This window comes from Streptomyces sp. 7R007, from assembly GCF_054850255.1.
The window spans coordinates 412,473-431,610 of record NZ_JBTWMV010000001.1; the positions used below are offsets into that span (position 1 = coordinate 412,473).

The 19,138-nt window shown below is 72.0% G+C and carries 17 protein-coding genes; 8 read left to right on the forward strand and 9 right to left on the reverse strand.

Annotation, left to right across the window (positions count from 1 at the left end):
- Positions 1 to 524 precede the first annotated feature (524 nt).
- The 6 genes from ACYF6T_RS02035 to ACYF6T_RS02060 all read left to right on the forward strand — a co-directional run bounded on the left by ACYF6T_RS02035 (position 525) and on the right by ACYF6T_RS02060 (position 7,131).
- Positions 525 to 959 (forward strand): DUF485 domain-containing protein, encoded by a 435-nt coding sequence (locus tag ACYF6T_RS02035; protein ID WP_461692861.1) that lies wholly within the window; start codon positions 525 to 527, stop codon positions 957 to 959.
- A complete protein-coding gene (locus ACYF6T_RS02040; protein WP_461692863.1) occupies positions 953 to 2,548 on the forward strand; it encodes a solute symporter family protein in 1,596 nt (531 codons plus the stop codon). Before ACYF6T_RS02035 ends, ACYF6T_RS02040 begins: the two co-directional genes overlap by 7 nt.
- A 70-nt stretch (positions 2,549 to 2,618) precedes the next feature.
- Positions 2,619 to 3,026: a (2Fe-2S) ferredoxin domain-containing protein gene (locus ACYF6T_RS02045; protein WP_461692865.1), complete on the forward strand. Its 408-nt coding sequence runs from the start codon at positions 2,619 to 2,621 to the stop codon at positions 3,024 to 3,026.
- Positions 3,027 to 3,082: 56 nt separating this feature from the next.
- Positions 3,083 to 4,087 (forward strand): LLM class flavin-dependent oxidoreductase, encoded by a 1,005-nt coding sequence (locus tag ACYF6T_RS02050; RefSeq protein ID WP_461692866.1) that lies wholly within the window; start codon positions 3,083 to 3,085, stop codon positions 4,085 to 4,087.
- 157 nt (positions 4,088 to 4,244) lie between these two features.
- Positions 4,245 to 6,587: an ATP-binding cassette domain-containing protein gene (locus ACYF6T_RS02055; protein WP_461692868.1), complete on the forward strand. Its 2,343-nt coding sequence runs from the start codon at positions 4,245 to 4,247 to the stop codon at positions 6,585 to 6,587.
- A 58-nt stretch (positions 6,588 to 6,645) separates the two neighbouring features.
- Entirely contained in the window at positions 6,646 to 7,131 is a 486-nt protein-coding gene (locus tag ACYF6T_RS02060; RefSeq protein ID WP_461692870.1) for an inorganic diphosphatase, read from the forward strand.
- Positions 7,132 to 7,194: 63 nt separating this feature from the next.
- Here ACYF6T_RS02060 and ACYF6T_RS02065 read toward each other — a convergent pair whose 3' ends face one another.
- The 7 genes from ACYF6T_RS02065 to ACYF6T_RS02095 all read right to left on the reverse strand — a co-directional run bounded on the left by ACYF6T_RS02065 (position 7,195) and on the right by ACYF6T_RS02095 (position 15,522).
- Positions 7,195 to 8,769 carry a carbohydrate-binding protein gene (locus tag ACYF6T_RS02065; RefSeq protein ID WP_461692871.1) on the reverse strand — a complete coding sequence of 525 codons (1,575 nt, stop codon included), beginning with the start codon at positions 8,767 to 8,769 and terminating at the stop codon, positions 7,195 to 7,197.
- 115 nt (positions 8,770 to 8,884) lie between these two features.
- A complete protein-coding gene (locus tag ACYF6T_RS02070; protein WP_461692873.1) occupies positions 8,885 to 10,078 on the reverse strand; it encodes an alanine--tRNA ligase-related protein in 1,194 nt (397 codons plus the stop codon).
- Between the two features lie 112 nt (positions 10,079 to 10,190).
- The gene (locus ACYF6T_RS02075; RefSeq protein ID WP_461692874.1) at positions 10,191 to 11,123 is read right to left on the reverse strand and encodes a lysophospholipid acyltransferase family protein; all 933 of its coding nucleotides are present in this window, start codon (positions 11,121 to 11,123) and stop codon (positions 10,191 to 10,193) included.
- Positions 11,123 to 11,893 (reverse strand): GNAT family N-acetyltransferase, encoded by a 771-nt coding sequence (locus ACYF6T_RS02080; protein ID WP_461692875.1) that lies wholly within the window; start codon positions 11,891 to 11,893, stop codon positions 11,123 to 11,125. Before ACYF6T_RS02080 ends, ACYF6T_RS02075 begins: the two co-directional genes overlap by 1 nt.
- Before the next feature lie 260 nt (positions 11,894 to 12,153).
- Positions 12,154 to 12,903 carry a succinate dehydrogenase/fumarate reductase iron-sulfur subunit gene (locus tag ACYF6T_RS02085; RefSeq protein ID WP_461692876.1) on the reverse strand — a complete coding sequence of 250 codons (750 nt, stop codon included), beginning with the start codon at positions 12,901 to 12,903 and terminating at the stop codon, positions 12,154 to 12,156.
- Complete coding sequence (locus ACYF6T_RS02090) at positions 12,900 to 14,849, reverse strand: fumarate reductase/succinate dehydrogenase flavoprotein subunit (protein ID WP_461692877.1); 1,950 nt, start codon at positions 14,847 to 14,849, stop codon at positions 12,900 to 12,902. Before ACYF6T_RS02090 ends, ACYF6T_RS02085 begins: the two co-directional genes overlap by 4 nt.
- Position 14,850: 1 nt before the next feature.
- Positions 14,851 to 15,522, reverse strand: coding sequence for a succinate dehydrogenase (locus ACYF6T_RS02095; RefSeq protein ID WP_461693234.1), 672 nt, complete (start codon positions 15,520 to 15,522; stop codon positions 14,851 to 14,853).
- A gap of 120 nt (positions 15,523 to 15,642) precedes the next feature.
- Between ACYF6T_RS02095 and ACYF6T_RS02100 the strand changes: the two genes are divergently transcribed.
- The gene (locus ACYF6T_RS02100; protein ID WP_461692878.1) at positions 15,643 to 16,530 is read left to right on the forward strand and encodes a LysR family transcriptional regulator; all 888 of its coding nucleotides are present in this window, start codon (positions 15,643 to 15,645) and stop codon (positions 16,528 to 16,530) included.
- 36 nt (positions 16,531 to 16,566) lie between these two features.
- Here ACYF6T_RS02100 and ACYF6T_RS02105 read toward each other — a convergent pair whose 3' ends face one another.
- Complete coding sequence (locus ACYF6T_RS02105) at positions 16,567 to 17,082, reverse strand: ester cyclase (protein ID WP_461692880.1); 516 nt, start codon at positions 17,080 to 17,082, stop codon at positions 16,567 to 16,569.
- Between the two features lie 318 nt (positions 17,083 to 17,400).
- Between ACYF6T_RS02105 and ACYF6T_RS02110 the strand changes: the two genes are divergently transcribed.
- On the forward strand, positions 17,401 to 17,622 hold the full coding sequence (locus tag ACYF6T_RS02110) for a hypothetical protein (RefSeq protein ID WP_461692881.1): 222 nt from the start codon (positions 17,401 to 17,403) through the stop codon (positions 17,620 to 17,622).
- Between the two features lie 3 nt (positions 17,623 to 17,625).
- Here ACYF6T_RS02110 and ACYF6T_RS02115 read toward each other — a convergent pair whose 3' ends face one another.
- Complete coding sequence (locus ACYF6T_RS02115) at positions 17,626 to 19,098, reverse strand: APC family permease (RefSeq protein ID WP_461692883.1); 1,473 nt, start codon at positions 19,096 to 19,098, stop codon at positions 17,626 to 17,628.
- Between the last annotated feature and the right edge of the window lie 40 nt (positions 19,099 to 19,138).

The window sequence follows — 19,138 nt, forward strand, 5'->3', positions numbered from 1 at the left end:
CGCTGGGCGCGGAGTGCCTCAGCGCCGTCCTGCCGGCGCCCCCGTGCCGCAGTCCGCCCACGCGACGGATGCCCGGTTGGCCGGCCGTGTGGGACGCCGACCGGCGTCGGCGACCCGCTGACCGTCCGTACGGATTGAGACAGCCTGGCCGGAACAATTGGTCCGGACTATTTCCCGTGGAGGTCCTTTTCGCAGGCAGCGCGGGAGCCGCGACATGCCTCAGGCGTGCGAACCGGCCATGTCCGCACAACAATTCATCCCGCCAGTTGATTGTCCAAAGAAGGCGCTGACATACTCCGCTTCCGGCCTCGTCGCCACCCCACGACAAGGCCGCCGGGATCTTCACACGAAATCCCCGAGAAGACCAGAGTGAATTCGAAAACCGAGGAATTCGGATTCACGAACCCCCCACCAGGCCCGCACCTCACCAGCGCGTCCGGCCGCTCTTCAGCGCGCCCCGAACCGGACGCCCGACGGCTCCCCGGAGCCGGTGCGCGGCACGAAGCGGCAAAGAAGGTGCTTTTGTGCCCGAACAGTCAGCATGGCCCGACGATTCTCCGGCGTACCGCGTCACGAACTCCCCGGCGTACCGCGTCCCGCCCGAGGACCAGACGGACCCACCCCCGATATCCGACCACCCGGAATTCCATTCCCTGCGCCACGCCCACCGCCGGTTCGGCGCCCGAGCGACGGTGTGGTCCGTCGGGGTCTTCCTGCTCTACGTGCTGCTGTCGAGCTTCGCTCCGAGCCTCATGAACCAGCCCCTGGCCGGCCACCTCACCTTCGGACTCGCCCTGGGCCTCGGCCAGTTCGTCGTCATGGCCGTGACCGTGTGGGCGTACACCCGGCACATGCGCACCCGTGTCGACCCGCTCGCCCGCGGGGTGCGCGCACACCTGCACCAGCGCGCGACCCGCCGGACCCGCACCACCGCATCGAGGGGGTACCGCTCATGGTGACCCGGGCCGCCGGCGTCGTCGACAAGGTCAGTCTCCAGCTGACGTTCCTGATGTTCCTCTCGGTCGTCGTGGTCACCCTGTTCATGGCCCTGCTGACCGCTCCGCACCGCGACGAGATCAGCGAGTTCTACCTCGGCAACCGCGCCATGTCGCCGCTGCGCAACGGCCTCGCGATGTGCGGCGACTACGTGTCCGCCGCGACGCTGCTGGGCAGCACCGGACTGGTCGCGCTCTACGGCTACGACGGCCTGCTCTACCTCGGCGGGACCACGGTCGCGTGGATGATGGTGGTGCTGCTGATCGCCGAACCCCTGCACCACTCGGGCACGTTCACACCGGGCGACATGGTCGCCCTGCGGCTGCCCCGCATGCAGCGCCCGGTGCGGATCGCGCTCGCGGTGTGCACGCTGACCATCGGGGTGCTGTACCTGGTGGCGCAACTCGTGGGCAGCGTAGCCCTGTTGACCCAGTTCACCGGGGTACCGGGCGCCACCACCCGGATGTTGTGCGTGGCCGTCATCGGCGGCATCGTCATCGTCTACGCTTCCATCGGCGGCATGCCGGGCGCCACCGTCATCCAGATCATCAAGGCCGTGATGCTGCTGGCCGGGGTGTCCATCGCGGCGGTGATGGTCCTGCACCGCTACCACTGGAGCCCCGACGCGCTGCTCTCCGCGGCCGCCGACCACAGCGGCACCGGCACCCGCTTCCTGGAACCCGGGCTGCGCTACGGCGCCAGCACCTCCAGCAAGCTGGACTTCTTCAGCCTCGAACTGGCCATCGTGCTCGGCCTGGCCGCCCTCCCCCATGTGCTGATGCGGCTGCTCGCCCCGCGCACCGGCGCCGTCCTGCGCTCCTCCGTGGTCTGGGCCGTGAGCCTGGTCGGCCTGATCTGCTTCGCCGCCGGCATCCTCGGCCTGGGCGCCGCCGCCGTCGTCGGCACCGGCACCATCTCCGCGAACGACCACACGGGCAACGCGTCCATCCTGCTGCTCGCCCAGGCCCTCGGCGGCGGCCTGCTCACCGCCCTGCTGTCCTGTCTGGCCTTCGTCACCCTGCTCGCCGTCGCCGCCGGCCTCACCCTGGCCGCGGCCTCCTCCCTCGCCCACGACCTGTACGGCGAGGTGATCCGCAGGGGCCAGGCGACCGAGACGGAGGAACTGACCGTCGCCCGCCTGTCCGCCGTCGTCATCGGCGTCCTCGGCATCCTGCTCGCCCTCGTCGCCTGGCAGGCCAACACCGCGACGCTGGCCTTCCTCGCCTTCGCCATCGCGGCGTCCGCGATCCTGCCGACGATCGTCTACAGCCTGTTCTGGCGCCGCTTCACCGGGCAGGGCGCGCTGCTCAGCCTCTGGGGCGGCCTGGTGTGCTCCGTGCTGCTGGTCGTCTTCTCCCCGGTGGTCTCCTCGACGCCGACCTCGATGTACCCGGACTCCGACTTCGCCTGGTTCCCGCTGCAGAACCCCGGCATCGTCTCCATCCCGGCGGGCTTCCTGCTCGGCTGGCTCGGCACGGTGCTGAGCGGCCGTCAGGCGGAGGCGATGCCCGAGGAGTTCGAGGTGAAGATGCTGGTGGGCAGCGAGCCCTGAGCCGGCCCCTCGCGGGGACCACGGCCACCCCGGTGCGCGCCGCGGTCCCCGCACCCCGCATGCTTGCGTCATGCTCTCTCGTACGACCCTGATCGGCGCCGCCCGGCAGCGCCCCTGCACGCTCGTCGTCTGCCGGGGCTGCTGCTGCGGCGATTCCCGTAAGTTTCCCGGCACCGATCACGCCTGGCAGCTGGAGCGGCTGCGGGCCGCGGCGGCCGAGCACGGTTTCCAGGTGCGGACGACCGACTGTCTCGGCCCCTGCGACCAGGCGAACGTCATGGTCGTCCAGCCCTCGGCCGCGGGCCGGCAGGCCGGCGGACGGGCCACCTGGATCGGCTTCGCCCTGGACGACGACTGCACCGAGGAGGTCGTGCGGTGGGCCGCGGCGGGCGGCCCGGGCCTGGCGGAACCGCCGGTCACGCTGGAGCTCCAGTTCATCCGGCCGCCCCGGGAGGCACGGGCCCGGGCGCGCCGCTGACCCGGGCGGAACATCCCCGTCGGAATAACGGCACCCCTTTCCGGCGTCGACACCATGTGACCAGCACCGTCCGTCTCTCCGTCCTCGACCGCTCCCGCACCCGGGAGGGGCACACCCCCGCCGAGGCGCTGCGGGACACCGTGCGGCTGGCGCGGGAGGCCGAGGCGCTGGGTTACCACCGCTTCTGGGTGTCGGAGCACCACGGCGTGCCCGGCGTCGCCGGTTCCGCGCCGACCGTGCTCGCCGCCGCCGTCGCCTCCGCCACCCGCACGATCCGGGTCGGCACCGGCGGGGTCATGCTGCCCAACCACCAACCCCTCGTCGTCGCCGAGCAGTTCGGCGTGCTGGAGTCGCTCTTCCCCGGGCGGATCGACATGGGCCTGGGCCGCTCCGTGGGCTTCACGGACGGGGTGCGCAGGGCACTGGGCCGCGACAAGGGCGCCGCCGAGGACTTCGCCGCCCAGCTCGACGAGCTGCTGGGCTGGTTCCGCGGCACCTCCGCGACGGGCGTGCACGCGCGACCCGCCGAGGGGCTGACCGTGCCGCCGTTCGTGCTGGCCATGGGCGAGGGAGCCGGGATCGCGGCCCGCGCCGGGCTGCCGATGGTGATCGGCGACCTCAGGAACCGGGAGCGGATGCGCCGCGGCATCGACCACTACCGGGCCGCGTTCCGCCCCTCGCCCTGGGCCGCGCAGCCGTACGTCGTCGTCTCCGGCACCGTCGCCGTCGCCGCCACCCCCGAGGAGGCCCGGCGGCTGCTGGTGCCGGAGGCCTGGTCGATGGCGTACTCCCGCACGCACGGCACGTTCCCGCCGCTGCCGCCCGCCGAACGCGTCGAGTCCCTCGCCATGACCGCCAAGGAGCGCGGCCTGTACGAGTCGGGGCTCGCCGGGCACATCGCCGGCACCGAGGAGCAGGTCGCCCACGAACTGGAGACGGTGCTGAAGGAGACCGGGGCGCAGGAGCTCCTGGTCACGACCAGCACGTACGACCGCGAGGCCCTGCTGGACTCCCTGCGGCGGCTCGCCGGCATCCTCCCGCAGCTGTCGCCCTCCGCCTAGACGTGCACGGAGACCTGCCTGATCCCCGCGGCGGGCAGCCGTGGCGCAGCCGTCGCGGCGGCCCACCTGTCCGCTCCCGGGACCCGCCCGCCCGTCGGCGTAGAATCGCGGGGTTTGTCCCGCCGCAGCCGACCGACCCCGTACGGAGCCCTCCTCCATGCACAGCCCCCACGACCCGTACGTCCGGGTCCGCGGCGCCCGCGAGCACAACCTCAGGGGCGTGGACGTCGACATCCCCCGCGATGTGCTGACCGTGTTCACCGGCGTCTCCGGCTCGGGCAAGTCCTCGCTCGCCTTCGGCACGATCTACGCCGAGGCGCAGCGCCGCTACTTCGAGTCGGTCGCCCCGTACGCGCGCCGTCTCATCCACCAGGTCGGCGCGCCGAAGGTCGGCGAGATCACCGGCCTGCCGCCCGCGGTCTCGCTCCAGCAGCGCCGCGCGGCGCCGACCTCCCGCTCCTCGGTCGGCACGGTCACCACCCTCTCCAACTCGCTGCGCATGCTGTTCTCCCGCGCCGGCGCGTACCCGCCCGGCGCCGAGCGTCTGGACTCCGACGCCTTCTCCCCCAACACGGCGGCCGGCGCCTGCCCCGAGTGCCACGGACTGGGCCGAGTGCACCGTACGACGGAGGAGTTGCTGGTCCCCGACCCCTCGCTGTCGATCCGCGAGGGTGCCGTCGCCGCGTGGCCGGGTGCCTGGCAGGGCAAGAACCTGCGCGACATCCTCGACGCGCTCGGGTACGACGTGGACCGGCCCTGGCGTGAACTGCCCGCCGAGCAGCGGGAGTGGATCCTGTTCACGGACGAGCAGCCGGTCGTCACCGTGCACCCGGTGCGCGACGCGGACCGCATCCAACGGCCTTATCAGGGCACGTACACGAGCGCCCGCCGGTATGTCATGAAGACCTACTCGGACACCAGGAGCGCGACGCTGCGGGCGAAGGCCGAGCGGTTCCTGACCAGCGCGCCCTGCCCCGCGTGCGGCGGCGCCCGGCTGCGTCCGGAGGCGCTGGCGGTCACCTTCGCGGGTCGTACGATCGCCGAACTCGCCGCGTTGCCGCTGGCCGAGCTCGCGACGCTGGCGACCGCCGACGACGGGCCCGCCCGCGTCCTCACCGGCGACCTCCGGTCCCGTATCGCGCCCGTCCTCGAACTCGGCCTCGGCTACCTCAGCCTGGACCGGCCGGCTCCCACCCTCTCCGCCGGCGAGCTCCAACGACTGCGCCTGGCCACGCAGTTGCGCTCCGGGCTCTTCGGGGTGGTGTACGTCCTGGACGAGCCGTCCGCGGGACTGCACCCGGCCGACACGGAGGCCCTGCTGACGGTCCTCGACCGGCTGAAGGCGGCGGGCAACTCGGTGTTCGTGGTCGAGCACCACCTCGACGTGGTGCGGGGCGCCGACTGGCTGGTGGACGTGGGCCCGGGAGCCGGTGAGCACGGCGGGCAGATCGTGTTCAGCGGTCCGCCGGCGCGGCTGGAGACGGTGGCGGAGTCGGTCACGGCCCGCTTTCTGTTCCACCGCTCCCCCGCTCCCGAACGGCAAGTCCGGTCCGGGCGGGGCGCGTTGAGGGTCGGTCCGGTCACCCGGCACAACCTGCGCGGAGTGACGGCGGAGTTCCCGCTCGGGGTCCTGACGGCGGTCACGGGTGTGTCGGGGTCCGGGAAGTCCACGCTGATCGGGGAGATCACGCAGGACGCGGCGGGTGTCGGCCGGCTCGTCGCGGTCGACCAGAAACCGATCGGCCGCACCCCGCGCTCCAACCTGGCCACCTACACGGGCCTGTTCGACGTGGTCCGCAAGGTGTTCGCCGGCACGGAGGGGGCCAGGCGCCGGGGGTACGGCGCGGGCCGCTTCTCCTTCAACGTGGCGGGCGGGCGCTGCGAGACCTGCCAGGGCGAGGGGTTCGTCAGCGTCGAGCTGCTGTTCCTGCCGAGCACCTACGCGCCGTGCCCGGACTGCGGCGGGGCCCGCTACAACCCGGCGACGCTCGAAGTGACCTACCGGGGACGGAACATCGCCGAGGTGCTGGACCAGACGGTGGAGTCGGCGGCGGAGTTCTTCGCCGGCACCCCGGCCGTCGCCCGCAGCCTGGGCACGCTGCTCGACGTGGGGCTCGGCTATCTGCGCCTGGGCCAGCCGGCGACCGAGCTGTCCGGCGGGGAGGCGCAGCGCATCAAGCTCGCGAGCGAGCTCCAGCGTGGCCGGCGCGGGCACACCCTCTACCTTCTCGACGAGCCGACCACGGGGCTCCACCCGGCCGACGTCGAGGTCCTGATGCGCCGGCTGCACGGCCTCGTGGACGCCGGGCACACCGTCATCGTCGTCGAGCACGACATGTCCGTGGTGGCCGGCGCGGACTGGGTCGTCGACCTCGGGCCGGGCGGCGGGGACGCGGGCGGGCGGATCGTGGCGGCGGGGACGCCGGCGCAGGTGGCCCGGGCGGCGGGCAGCGCGACGGCACCGTATCTGGCACGGGTCTTGGGGCAGAGGCACTCCTAGGCCCATCCTGTCCGGACGGACCGGACCGGACCGAACGTGACGAGGCAAGGAGGCCGCCGTGCCGTTCGATGTGATCGTGGAGATCCCGCAGGGCTCCCGGAACAAGTACGAGATGGACCACGCACTGCACCGCATCCGGCTGGACCGGATGCTGTTCACCTCCACCCAGTACCCGGCCGACTACGGCTACATCGACCACACCCTCGGCCGCGACGAGGACCCGCTCGACGCCCTGGTCCTGACCGGCGACCCGACCTTTCCCGGCTGCACCATCGAGTGCCGGGCCGTGGGCATGTTCTGCATGACCGACGAACACGGCCCCGACGAGAAGATCCTGTGCGTCCCCGCCCACGACCCGCGCTATGCCGACGTCCAGGACATCGACGACATCCCCGAGTTCGACCGGCTGGAGATCACGCACTTCTTCGAGGTCTACAAGGACCTGGAGCCCGGCAAGTCCGTCGAGGGCTCCCACTGGGAGGGACGCGACGCGGCCTACGCCGAGATCGAGGCCTCCCGCCGGCGCGCGGCCGGCGCGGCCTGAGGGCGACGGGCGGGAAGCAGGGGCCCGCTCTCGTGGTGCGGGCCCCTGCCGTGCGGGGGTGCCTTACGGGTTGACCTGGGTGCCGCCGAAGGTCACGACCAACTGGCCGCTGGAGGCGAAGGACCACCCCAGGGCGCCGTCGTAGGAGGCGCAGCGGGAGCCGTTGGTGCCGGTCCAGAACTGGTTGGAGCTGTCGGCGTCGCCGACCGTCTTGTCGTTCGAACCGCTCACGTCGAAGCGGCACGAGGTGTTGTTGCGGAAGACCGAAGTACCCGCGTCGAAGGAGAAGTTGCGCTCGGCGTTGTCGATGCTCGCGTTGTTGGAGATCGTCATCGTGCCGGGGTTGCTGTTGTACGTGAAGCCGTGGTGGCCGTTGTCGTAGGCGATGTCGTGCTGCACGACGTGGTTCACCGCGATGTCGTCGCCGCCCAGCTTGTAGCCGTTGCGGTCGCCGTCGCCGCTCTGGCTGCCGTCGGTCAGGGTGCCGTTGCCGTAGGAGAGGGAGTACTCGATGGTCACCGGGCCGATGGCGCCGGTGTCGGTCTTGGTGTAGAGGTCCCAGCCGTCGTCGATGTTGTTGTGCGAGACGTCGTACCGGAAGACGTTGCCGGTGCCGGTGGTGAGCTTCGCGGCGAAGCCGTCCGCGTCCTCGCCGTCGGAGTCGGCGTTGTCGTGCGACTCGGAGCTGACGACCAGGTTGTTCGACGGCCACTGGCTGCTGGGCGTGCTGGAGGCGATCCGGCCCAGCTGGAGTCCGGTGTCGTGGTTGTACGCCGTCACCGTGCGCTCGACGACGTTGTTGCTGCCGCCCACGTAGATGCCGTTGTCGCCGGCGTGCTGGACCGTGAGGCCGTACAGGTGCCAGTAGTTGGCGAAGAGCTGCAGGCCGCGGTTGGAGGAACTCTCGCTCTGCGCCGAGAAGTCCAGCACCGGCTTCTCGCCCGGGTAGGCGGACAGCGTGGTGCGGGCGCTGGAGGTGCCGTCGCTGCCGGCGGGGATGGTGACCGTGGAGGAGTAGTTGTAGGTGCCGCCGCGCAGGTAGATCGTGCCGCCGGCGGGGATCCGGCTGATCGCCGAGGTCAGCGTCGTCGGCGCCGACTCCGTCCCGGCCGCGCTGTCGGTTCCGCTCGGCGACACGTACAGCACCGTGCCGGTCGCCGCCGCGCTCACGTCCGCGTCGACGTAGTCGATGTTGGGCAGGCCGGCGGACGTGGTCGGGCTGAGCCGGATGGTGTTGCTGCCCGCCGCGACGGGCACCGTGAGGGTCTTCGTCGCCCACGTCGACCAGGCGCCGGTGCCCTCGAAGGACGCGGAACCGGCCGCCGTGCCGTTCACGGTGATGTCCGCGGGCCGCGCGGTGGTGGTGCCGTTGGCGAAGCGGACGCCGAGGGTGGCGGTGCCCGCGGCCGAGGCGTTCACGGTGAATTGGAGAGAGGCGCCGGCGGCGTTGGTGCCGTTGCAGAAACCGCTGCCGGAGTAGCCGGTCCAGTCGGAGTCGATGGTGCCCGTGCAGACCGCCGGGGAGCTCTCGGCCTCGATGCGGGGAAGGGGGGACGCGGCCTGCGCCGTCGTGCCGGACAGCGCGACGACGGTGCCGGTCAGCAGGCTGGCGCACGCCAGGACGGATCTCGTTCGCATGGTTGGTCTCCAGTGCGAGTGCGGGTGCGGGTTCCGGTCAGGTCGGTTCCGATGTCAGAAAGCGCTGTCCAGAAAGCGCTTTCCCACGGAAGCTAGAACTGCTGTCCTGGGCACGTCAAGAGTCCGGTACATGATCCTTGTTCACGTACATGGACAGAGTGGTGACGAGGTCCCGTGGCAGACCGTGGGTGTCGTGCAGGTAGGCGTAGTCCTCCTCGTGCAGCGGCCTGTCGTACTCCGGGCGGCCGAGGATGCGTCGTCCTCGGTCCAGGAGCCGGTCGAAGCGCCGTTCCTCGTCCAGGAGGAGGTCGAGGAGCCGGCCGGCGTCACCTTGCTGGCGGAAGTGGTCGAGGGTGTGCCGGACGAGTTCGAGGGGCAGGTCGGACAGGGTGCGCGAGGGGTCGTCGCGGCGCAGCGTGGTCAGGACGCGCCGGACGAGGCGGCGCAGGACGTGACCGCGGCCGGTGTGGGAGGGGCGCACGCCGTCGCCGAGGACGACGACGCTGGAACGCAGGTGGTCGCCGACCAGCCGCGTCGAGGGGCCGTCCAGCTCCCACAGCCCGGGCAGCAGACGCCGCCAGGGCTCGAACAGGTCGGTGTCGTACACCGAGGTGCGGCCCTGGAGGACGGCGACGAGGCGTTCCAGGCCCATCCCCGTGTCGATGCCCGGTCGCGGGAGGGGCTGGAGGGTGCCGTCCTCGTGGCGGTGGTGGCGCATGTGGACGTGGTTCCAGATCTCCACCCAGCGCGGGTCGGTCGTGGGGCGGCCCTCGGGCGGGGTGTCCCCGGTCCACACGAAGATCTCCGAGTCGGGGCCGCAGGGGCCGGCGGGGCCGTTGGACCACCAGTTGTCGTCCCGGGTGAGCTCCACGGGCACACCCAGCTCCTGCCAGGTCTCCAGGGATGCGCGGTCGGGGCCGGCCTGGTCGTCGCCGCCGAAGACGGTGGCGTACATCCGCCGCGGCGGGATGCCGAAGCCGTCGCGCAGCAGTTCGTACCCCCACCGCAGGCTCTGCGGATGGCCGTAGTCGCCGAGCGACCAGGAGCCGAGCATCTCGAAGACCGTCAGGTGGGTGAGGTCGCCGACCTCGTCGAGGTCGGTGGTGCGCAGACAGCGCTGGACGTTGACCAGGCGCCGGCCCCGGGGGTGGGGGCGGCCCAGGAGGTAGGGCGTGAGCGGGTGCATGCCGGAGGTGGTGAACAGCACCGGGTCCGAGGGCGGGGGCAGCAGTGAGCCGCCGCCGATGAGCCGGTGTCCCCGCTCGCGGAAGAAGTCGACGAAGGTCTCGACGGTCTGGTCGGTGTTCATCGCGGTGTCCTTCGGGTCGGGGCGACCGGAAAGAACCGCGTAAGACGGGTGCGAGGCAGGAGGGCGCGACGTCCCGGCGGTCCGTTTCCGGCCGCCGGGAGAAAGGGATGGGTCAGGCGTCGGCTGCCGGCGAGCTGGTCGCTCGCGCGGCTGCGGTGTGGGTGTGCCCGAGACCCGTCATGGCGTTCACGCTAACAGGGCGCCCGCGGACCGTCGCGGGATTTTCCGCCGGGGTCCGGGCCGCCGACGCGGCGTGCGTCCAGCCCGGTTGGGCCGCCGTGTCCGGCTGCGCGGCCCGTGCCAGCTCGCGGCGGTCGGGATGGGCGCCCGCCGGGATGATGGCGCGTACGTCGACCTCGGCGACCAGCCCGCGCGTGCACGCCACCCGCCACACGGACGCCAGCAGCGAGTCCTCGCCGATGAAGGCGGGGGCCGTGCTCGCCGACCCGCCGGTGACCCGGTACCGCAGGTGCACCGGCTGCACGGGCACACCGGCGTCGAGGGCGGCCTGGAAGACGGCCCGCCGGAAACTGCCCTGGGCGCGCCCGCACCAGGTGCTGCCCTCGGGGAAGACGCCGACGGCCTGCCCCTGGCGCAGGACGTCGGCGATGCGGGCGACCGTCTGCGGCAGCGCCTTCAGCCGGGTGCGGTCGATGAACAGGACGCCGCCGCGCGCCGCGAGCGGGCCGGCCACCGGCCAGTCGCGGATGTCGGACTTGGCGAGCATCCGGGCCGGGCGGACGGCGGCGAGCAGCGGGATGTCCAGCCAGGAGATGTGGTTGGCGACCAGCAGCAGGCCGCCGGTGGGCACGGTGGCGCCGGTGATCCGGACCCGGACCCCCGCGGCCCGTACGATCCACCGGCACCACCGTCTGACCCACCCGGCGGGGATCAGCCCGCCGAGCGGCGACAGTGCGACCCCGGCCAGCATCAGGGCCACGACCGCCGCCATCCGCAGCACGGCGAGGGGTACGGCCGTGACGGAAGCCGTCGGCTCGATGCACGCCCTGGGGGTGCAGGGCGCGCTGGGCTGCCAGACGCTCATCAGGCCGGGACGAGGGAGAGGAAGTGCCGCAGATAGCGCGCGTTGACGCGGCGCATCGACAGCAGCACATACAGGTCGGCGACCCCGAAGTCCGGGTCGTGGGCGGGCTCGGCGCACACCCAGGCGCCCAGGCGCAGGTAGCCGCGCAGCAGGGCGGGGAGCTCGGCGGGGGCGGCCGGGGTGGCGGCGTCCGGCACCCAGGGCAGCAGCGGGCGTACCCGGTACTCCTCGGGCGCCAGGTGCTTGGCCCGCACCCGCTGCCAGGTGGCCGCCGCGAGGGCGCCGCCGTCGGCGAGCGGGATGGAGCAGCAGCCGGCCAGCCACTCGTGGCCGCGGTCGACCATGTAGCGGGCGATGCCGGCCCAGATCAGGCCGATGACGGCGCCGTCGCGGTGGTCGGGGTGGACGCAGGAGCGGCCGACCTCGACCAGGCCGGGGCGGATCGCGTCGAGCGCGGTGAGGTCGAACTCGCCCTCGGAGTACAGTCGTCCGGCGACCGCCGCCCGGTCCGGGGGCAGCAGCCGGTAGGTGCCGACGACCTGGCCGGTGGTCTCCTCGCGGACCAGCAGGTGGTCGCAGTAGGCGTCGAAGGCGTCGATGTCGTGGCCCGGCTGCGGGGTGGACAGCAGGGCGCCCATCTCGCCGGCGAACACCTCGTGGCGCAGCCGCTGCGCGGCCCGCACGTCGGCTTCGTCGCCGGCCAGGGAGACGGTGTAGCGGGTGGGGGCGGCGGGCTGCGGGGGACGGTCGAGCGTGGAAACGCCGGTCATGGCTCTCTCCTGGTCGCGGGCCGGTCGGCGGAGCGGAGGCGGACCGGTGGGCGCGGTCTGCCGACCCTGTTCTTCCGATGCCGGCTGACCTTCGCGTGACGGACGCAGAGAGCGCGGGTGTGGGCTTGTTGAACGGCTCGCCCCGGAAATGGCGGGACTTCGCCCCGGACAAGCGAGACGGGGCCGGGGAGCACCGTCCCGGCCCCGCCCGTCCGCACCCGACGGCGAACGCTCTTTCTTCCGGCTGACGCGAGCGGGTCTTACCGCTTGGCCACCTTCCGGGTGGCCCGCAGCCACTCCTTGTTCATGCTGGTGATGGACATCAGCGGGATGCCCTTCGGGCAGGCCGTCGCGCACTCCCCCGTCAGCGTGCAGCCGCCGAAGCCCTCTTCGTCCATCTGCGCCACCATGTCCAGCACCCGCGTCTCCCGCTCGGGCGCCCCTTGCGGCAGCACGTTCAGATGGTTGACCTTGGCCGAGGTGAACAGCATCGCCGCCCCGTTGGGACACGCGGCCACGCACGCCCCGCAGCCGATGCACTCGGCGTGCTCGAACGCGTAGTCGGCGTCCGGCTTGGGCACCGGCGTCGCGTGCGCCTCCGGAGCGGCGCCCGTCGGCGCGGTGATGTACCCGCCGGCCTGGATGATCCGGTCGAACGCCGACCGGTCCACGACCAGGTCCTTGATCACCGGGAACGCGGCGGCCCGCCACGGCTCGATGTCGATCGTGTCGCCGTCCTTGAAGGACCGCATGTGCAGCTGGCAGGTCGTCGTCCGCTCCGGCCCGTGCGCGTCGCCGTTGATGACGAGGGAGCACGCGCCGCAGATGCCCTCGCGGCAGTCGTGGTCGAAGGCGACCGGGTCCTCGCCCTTGAGGATGAGCTCCTCGTTGAGCGTGTCGAGCATCTCCAGGAACGACATGTCGGAGGAGATGCCGTCCACCTCGTACGTGGACATGGCGCCGTCGGCGTCGGCGTTCTTCTGCCGCCAGACGCGCAGGGTGAGCTTCATGCGTAGCTCCGCTGGGTGGGGTGGACGTACTCGAAGACCAGGTCTTCCTTGTGCAGGGTCGGCGCCTCGCCGGTGCCGGTGAACTCCCAGGCGGCCGCGTACGCGAACTCGTCGTCCTTGCGGGCGGCTTCGCCGTCCGGCGTCTGGGACTCCTCGCGGAAGTGGCCGCCGCAGGACTCGGTGCGGTGCAGCGCGTCGAGGCACATCAGCTCGGCGAGTTCCAGGTAGTCGACGATCCGGTTGGCCTTCTCCAGCGACTGGTTGAACTCCTCGCCGGTGCCGGGGACCTTGATGCGCCGCCAGAACTCCTCCCGGATCTGCGGGATGCGCTCCAGCGCCTTGCGCAGACCGGAGTCGGTGCGGGCCATGCCGCAGAACTCCCACATGAGTTCGCCGACTTCGCGGTGGAAGGAGTCGGGCGTGCGGTCGCCGTCGACGGACAGCAGCAGGTTCAGCCGGTCCTGCGTCTCGGCCAGCACCTCCTGGACCACGGGGTGTTCGTCGGTGACCTCGCCCTGGTGCGGGTTGCGGGCGAGGTAGTCGTTGATGGTGGCCGGCAGCACGAAGTAGCCGTCGGCCAGGCCCTGCATCAGGGCGGAGGCGCCGAGGCGGTTGGCCCCGTGGTCGGAGAAGTTGGCCTCGCCGATCGCGAACAGGCCCGGGATGGTGGTCTGCAGGTCGTAGTCGACCCACAGTCCGCCCATCGTGTAGTGCACGGCCGGGTAGATCCGCATCGGCACCTCGTACGGATCCTCGTCGGTGATCCGCTGGTACATGTCGAAGAGGTTGCCGTACTTCGCCTCGACGGCCTTGCGGCCCATCCGCTTGATGGCGTCGGCGAAGTCGAGGTAGACGCCCTGCCCGCCGGGACCCACTCCCCTGCCCTCGTCGCAGACGTTCTTCGCGGCACGGGAGGCGATGTCACGCGGGACCAGGTTGCCGAAGGACGGGTAGATGCGCTCCAGGTAGTAGTCGCGCTCGTCCTCGGGGATCTTGTTCGGCGGCCGGTCGTCGCCCTTGGCCCTGGGCACCCAGATCCGGCCGTCGTTGCGCAGCGACTCGCTCATCAGGGTCAGCTTGGACTGGTGGTCGCCGGTGCGCGGGATGCAGGTCGGGTGGATCTGCGTGAAGCAGGGGTTGGCGAAGTAGGCGCCGCGGCGGTGGGCCCGCCAGATGGCGGTGGCATTGGAGTTCATGGCGTTCGTCGACAGGTAGAAGACGTTGCCGTAGCCGCCGCTGGCCAGGACGACGGCGTCCGCGAAGTACGTGGAGATCTTCCCGGTGACCAGGTCCCGGGCCACGATGCCGCGCGCCCGTCCGTCGACGACGATCAGGTCGAGCATCTCGGTGCGCGGGTGCATCTCCACGTTCCCGGCAGCGATCTGCCGGCTCAGCGCCTGGTACGCGCCGAGCAGCAGTTGCTGGCCGGTCTGCCCGCGGGCGTAGAAGGTCCGGGAGACCTGCACGCCGCCGAAGGAGCGGGTGTCGAGCAGGCCGCCGTACTCCCGCGCGAACGGGACGCCCTGCGCCACGCACTGGTCGATGATCTCCACGGAGATCTGCGCGAGCCGGTGCACGTTGGACTCGCGGGCCCGGAAGTCGCCGCCCTTGACGGTGTCGTAGAACAGCCGGTGGATGGAGTCGCCGTCGTTGCGGTAGTTCTTGGCCGCGTTGATGCCGCCCTGCGCGGCGATGGAGTGGGCGCGGCGCGGGGAGTCCTGGTAGCAGAACTGGACGACGTGGTAGCCCTGTTCGGCGAGCGTGGCGCCCGCCGAGCCGCCCGCCAGGCCGGTGCCGACGACGATGACGGTGTGCTTGCGGCGGTTGGCGGGGTTGACCAGCTTGGCCTCGAAGCGGCGCTTGTCCCAGCGCTCGTTGATCGGTCCGGACGGGGCCTTGGTGTCGGCGACGGGCTCGCCGGTCGTGTAGTCGGCGTAAGAGGTCATGTCAGCTCACCACTCCGGTCATGACGCCCACGGGCACGGCGATGAAGCCGGCCGTGAGCAGCAACGCGAGGACGTTGGCGATGGTCTTCAGGGCGCGGTCGCGGGTGCGGCTGCCGACGCCGAGGGTCTGGGCGGCGGACCAGAAGCCGTGCCGGACGTGCAGGCCGAGGGCGAGCATGGCGACGATGTAGATGACGTTGCCGTACCAGGTGGAGAAGGTGTCCACGACGTTCTGGTACGGGTGGCCTTCCTGGAAGCCGCCCGGGTGCACGGTGCCGGTGGTCAGGTCGAGGATGTGCCAGACGATGAACAGGCCGAGGATGACGCCGCCCCAGCGCATGGTGCGGGTGGCGTAACTGGCCTTCGCCTTCTTGTGGACGTACCTGCTCGGCCGCGCGTTGATGTCGCGGCGGCTGAGCTGGTAGGCGGAGACGGCGTGCGCGACGACCGCGACGATCAGCACGACGCGGATCAGCCACAGCGTCCACTCGTAGTGCATGAACGGTTCGCCGACGGTGCGCAGCCAGTGCGCGTAGTGGTTGAACTCCCCGGGGCCGAAGAAGATCTTCAGGTTGCCGATCACATGAGCGACCAGGTACAGCAGCATGATCACGCCGCTGACGGCCATCACGGTCTTCTTGCCGACGGTGGAGTCCCACACGGTGCGCGCCATGGACGGCCGTCGGTCCGTCCGCGTTGCCAGAGCCATGGGTCCTGACGTTAGGGCCGTTCGGCCCCATCGGTCCAAGACATGGTCCAGCTTGATTCCATAGGCTGCGGCTATCGTACGACCATGCAGTTCCAGCAACTCCAGTACTTCGTGGCCGTGGCCGAGACCCGGCACTTCACCCGGGCCGCCGAGCTGGTCCACGTCGCCCAGCCGTCCCTGTCCCAGCAGATCAGGGCGCTGGAGCGGGAACTGGGCGCCGATCTGTTCCTGCGGGCGCGCGGCAACATCACGCTCACCGACGCCGGCGAGGCGCTGCTGCCGCTGGCCCGGCGCATCCTGGCCGACGCGGAGACGGCCCGCTACGAGGTGCAGGAGCTGGTGCAGCTGCGCGGCGGGCGCGTCAGGCTGGGCGCGACGCCGAGTCTGTGCACGGGTCTGCTGCCGGACGTGCTGCGCGCCTTCCACGACCGCTACCCCGGCGTCCGGCTGCTGATCGAGGAGGGCGGCTCCCACGACCTCGTCCGGGAACTCGCGCGCGGCGCCCTCGACCTGGCCCTGGTGGTGCTGCCGCTGCCCTCGCCGTCGCCGGCGCTGACGACGGTGGAGCTGCTGCGGGAGGACCTGGTGGTCGTCTCCTCACCGGAGGCGCCGGCGCCGGGCGGTCCGGGCCGGCGCACGGTGCGCGTCGCGGATCTGGAGGGCGAGCGGCTGGTGATGTTCCGGCACGGCTACGACCTGCGGGAGCTGACGGTGGCCGCCTGCCGCGCGGAGGGCTTCGAGCCGGACTTCGCGGTGGAGGGCGGCGAGATGGACGCGGTGCTGGGGTTCGTGCGGGCGGGACTGGGGCTGGCCGTCGTGCCGCGCATGGTGGCGACCCGGTCGGGGCGGGGCCTGCGAGTGACTCCGCTGGCCAGGCCGGGGCTGCACCGGACGATCGCGCTGGCCCACCGCAGCGATGTGGCTCCGCCGCGGGCGGCGCGGGAGTTGCAGCGGATGCTGCTCGAACGGTGACGGGGGCAGGGTGCCGGGTGCGCCGTGGGAGCCTGGCTATGTCGGGGGGTGGGGGTTCGCCGTGGTCGTTGGCGCCGTTCCCCGCGCTGCGGCAGGGGCGCGGCGGGCCGCGGCCGCCTTTCGTACGTCCTCCAGCGGGACTCCCGCCTGTTCGCACAGGGTCGCCAGGTCGAAGTAGAGCGTCTCGCCGGCCATCAGACCGTGCCGGAACGGGACGACGTTGGCGAACGGCACCTCGAAGGACCCGCCGCCGGGCGGGACGCCGAGCCAGTCGCCGCGGCTGGTGCCGCGCAGGTGGCCCCACACGGCGATGACGTCCTCGCCGAAGGCGATGCCCTGGTCCTCGGGGGCCAGGTCGGGGAAGGCGACGAAGTACTGCTGCTCGTAGGCGGCGCGCACCGCGTCCCGGCCCTGGCTGCGCAGGCCGAGCGGCTGTGTCTCCAGGAAGCAGTCGTCGACGAAGGTCCGCAGGATGCCGTCGACGTCCCGAGCCGCCTCCGCCGCGCGGTGGGCCTCGAAGAGCCGGCGCATGTCGGCGATGCCCATACCCATGCCCCCGCTCCTTTCGCTGCTCGGGCGCCGGGAACCCCTCTTCGATCGTAGGAACCGCCCCGCGCGGGGGCCACCCGGGCGCGGGGCGGCACCGCGGTCGGGCGGCGCGCCCCGCCTGGAGGGCCACCTCACCAGGCGCGCACGAGGTGCCGTAGGGGTCGCCGGACCGGAACCGGACCGGGTCGGTGTAGCCGGGTGGCACGATGACGCCGCCCCAGTGCCAGAACCCGAGGACATCGACGCCCTCGTCGGCCTGCTCGCCCGGACGCCACGGCCACCGGCGCCGGTGGCGGACTCGTCGACGCCGCGCCGCGTCCGGTGACGGGCGCCGGGCAGGTCGCCCGCTGCTTCGCCGACCGGTCCGCGGCGCTGCCCGGCCTGACGCTGGTGGAGCGCACGGTCAGCGGCCGGCCGGGGCTGGTGGTCCAACGCGGCGGTGCCACCGCGTCGGTGATGGCCTTCGACGTCGCGGGCGACCGGATCCGGCACGTCCGGGCGGTCCTCCACCCCGGCAGGCTCCGTCCGTGGACGGGACGGTGACCCTCACTCGATGTCGGCGACGACCGACCCGACGCGTTCGGCGAGGTCCGGGTCGCGCCGCACCAGGTGGGTGGCGTAGCCGACGGCGGCGAGCAGGGCGGCCAGGGCCGCGTAGGGGAACCAGTTGTACGGCGCCGGCTGGCCGGGCTTGGCGAGGTAGTACAGCGGCACCAGGATCGCCAGCGCGCCGATCGAGGGCAGCAGCAGGTGCCGTACCGTGCGGAACTCCTGCGGCCGGTAGCGGCGGTAGTACAGCGGCAGGGCGATGTTGGAGGCCAGGTAGACCAGCAGGATCAGGATGGTGCCCAGGGTCGAGGACTCGGTGAAGAAGACCACGGGGTCCATCGGCCCGCCGTCGGCCCCGAGCAGGTGGCCCAGGCCCCAGCCGCCGATGATCAGCAGGGCGGTGACGGCGAAGGTGACGATCGCGTTGTTGGGCGTACGGCGCAGGGGGTGGACGTAGCCGAAGAAGGACGGCAGCAGTCCTTCCCGTCCGGCGTTGAAGACCAGCCGGGCCTGGGAGTTGATGCCCGCGATCAGCACGCCGAGGGTGGAGGTCAGGCCGCCGACGTAGGCGAGGAGGGCCAGCGCGCCGAGGGTGTCGTCGGCGACGTCGATGAAGGGGATGGGCGAGTCGCCGAGGCGCTGGACGTCGTAGTCGAAGCCGGTGACGGTGGCGTAGGAGAAGAGGATGTAGCTCACCGTCATGATCGCCACCGAGGAGAAGACGGCGCGGCCGACGTTGCGCCGCGGGTTCTCGGTCTCCTCGGCGAGGGCCGCCGAGTTCTCCCAGCCGACGAAGAGGTACACGGCGAGCGGGAAGCCGGCCGCCAGTCCTTTGACGCCGTGGGTGATGTGGCCGGGCAGGAAGGGGTCGGCGGACAGGGCGCCGCGGTGTTCGAAGAGGGCCGCGACCGAGACCACGACGAGGACCAGCATCTCCACGGCGAAGAAGTAGCCGGCCCACTTGGTGGAGACGACGATCCCGCGCAGCATGAGCACCACGGAGGCGCCGGTCAACAGCAGGGTCCAGATGATCCAGGGGATGTCGACGCCGGTGTAGTGGTGCAGGGTGATCTGCACGAACCCGCCCGAGATCGCGATGACGGAGGCCATCGCGATGATGTAGCCGAGGCCGGCCAGCAGCGCGGTGGTCACGGCGCTGACCGGCCCGAAGGTCTTGCCGACGAAGGTGATGAAGCTGCCCGCCGAGGGGTGGGCCCGGGAGAACTCGGCGAGCGTGTTGCCCAGCAGGGCGACGGCGACGCCCGCGGCGGCGATGGTCAGCGGGGAGGCGACGCCGGCGGTGGTGGCCAGGAAGGCGAAGCCGAAGAAGAAGCTCATGGCAGGGCCGACGTTGGCCATGGTGGCGGCGGCGATGTCCGCCATGCCGAGCACGCCGCCGCGCAGCCGCTGGGGCGGCCCGGCGGCAGGGCCCGAGGTCGGCAGCGGGCCGACGGCTCCGGGGTCGGGCATGGCGCCAGCTCCTTCGGGGGACGGTGGTCGAGCGGTGGGG